The sequence below is a fragment of the Caloramator mitchellensis genome, assembly GCF_001440545.1.
Classification (GTDB): Bacteria; Bacillota; Clostridia; order Clostridiales; family Caloramatoraceae; genus Caloramator; species Caloramator mitchellensis.
In genome coordinates this window covers 1-1,335 of sequence record NZ_LKHP01000040.1, presented here as the reverse complement: position 1 = coordinate 1,335, position 1,335 = coordinate 1, and the positions used below count along the sequence as shown (strand labels likewise).

3 protein-coding genes are annotated in these 1,335 nt (G+C 29.4%); all 3 read right to left on the bottom strand.

The genetic code is table 11. The annotated features are described in order from the left end of the window. Nucleotides 1-493 (bottom strand): IS66 family transposase zinc-finger binding domain-containing protein (locus tag ABG79_RS12095; protein ID WP_242859347.1); only part of this gene is annotated, 493 nt, incomplete at its 3' end. Nucleotides 494-595: 102 nt separating this feature from the next. Then, nucleotides 596-943, bottom strand: a complete 348-nt coding sequence (gene tnpB / locus ABG79_RS12090) for an IS66 family insertion sequence element accessory protein TnpB (RefSeq protein WP_160318251.1) — start codon at nt 941-943, stop codon at nt 596-598. Next, complete coding sequence (gene tnpA, locus ABG79_RS12085; protein ID WP_057979717.1) at nt 940-1,254, bottom strand: IS66 family insertion sequence element accessory protein TnpA; 315 nt, start codon at nt 1,252-1,254, stop codon at nt 940-942. The genes tnpB and tnpA overlap by 4 nt, the downstream gene beginning before the upstream one ends. Nucleotides 1,255-1,335 lie beyond the last annotated feature (81 nt).

Sequence of the window (1,335 nt, the reverse complement as noted above, 5' to 3'; positions counted from 1 at the left end):
TTTCATCTGTTTTTTCACATGATTTGCAAGCGTAGCTGTAAGTAATATGTTCTTCTATATACAACTCTGCTGGCTTATATTTTAAAACTTCTTTTGTTTTAGTTCCGATTATACTTAATTTTTCATGGCATTTATCGCAAACTGCTTTATCTTCATCTAATTTATGCTCAATAACAACTCTTTTTAAATCAGCAAGGTTGTCTTTCTTTCCTACATATGAAGATGGCTTTTTTCTTTTATATGTTATTTCCTCAATAGTTGGCTCATCTGCTTTATCATTACTGTATTTTTCAGCCTCGTTAAAAAGAGATATTTGATCAACATTTAGCTGCTCGCTTGATTTTCCAAATATCTTCTTGTTTTTATTAAGGATTTGATTTTTTAAAAATTCCAATTCATTTTTTAAATTATTAATTTCTAAATCCTTATCAGCTATTTCTTTTTCCAACTTAGAAATTATAACTTTCACGTTTTCATCCAAGTGATTTTCCATATTTAGGCCATCCATTTTTGAACCTCAACCTTCGCTTTTTATACTTATATTATAGCACAAAACCCTTGATTTTTCAAGGGTTAGAAGGATTTTCTTGAATTTTTAATAACAGTTTTTGGTGTCAATTGGCTTAAATTTTGAAACAGTTCTTACCTCGTAACCTTTTAAAAGCCATCTTAATTCTTCTATATTAACTCCTAAGGCTTGCGCCTTCGTCATTGGCCATTTAAAACGACCTTTTTCTAATCGATAATAGTAAAGCCAGAAGCCTTCATCAAAATGCAGTATTTTTAATTTATTCATCTGTTTATTACAAAATACAAATAATGCTTTTTCAAAAGGATCAAGCTTAAGTTCTGTTTGAACAATGAAAGCTAATCCATCAATACTTTTTCTTAAATCCGTTACGCCGCAGGCAAGATATACAGTATCAACATTATTAATGTTCAACATATTGCTTCCAATTCCTTGAGTATAGTTATTATTAATTCTGATTCACTTGCTGGTATAATTATATTTGCTTTACCAATTTCTATACGTATATCCTTGTATGCCTTTTGGACATTATCTGAATTTGGGACAGGTTTTAAAGCTATCGCATGGAATACTGGTTTATTTGAATTTTCAAGTTTGTTTCTATGATAATAAAACTGACGTTTAGTTATGTTGTTTTCTATGCAAAAATCAACTAGAGAGCCTTCATAGGAAAAATATTTTTCTATGATATTTTCCCAAAATACTTTATCTGATTTGTTCCCCATAACAGATACCTCCTCTTTTATATATCTATAATTTTATCAGGAGTATCTGCATTTATCTATGCGTCTATTTTTTGACGCTTA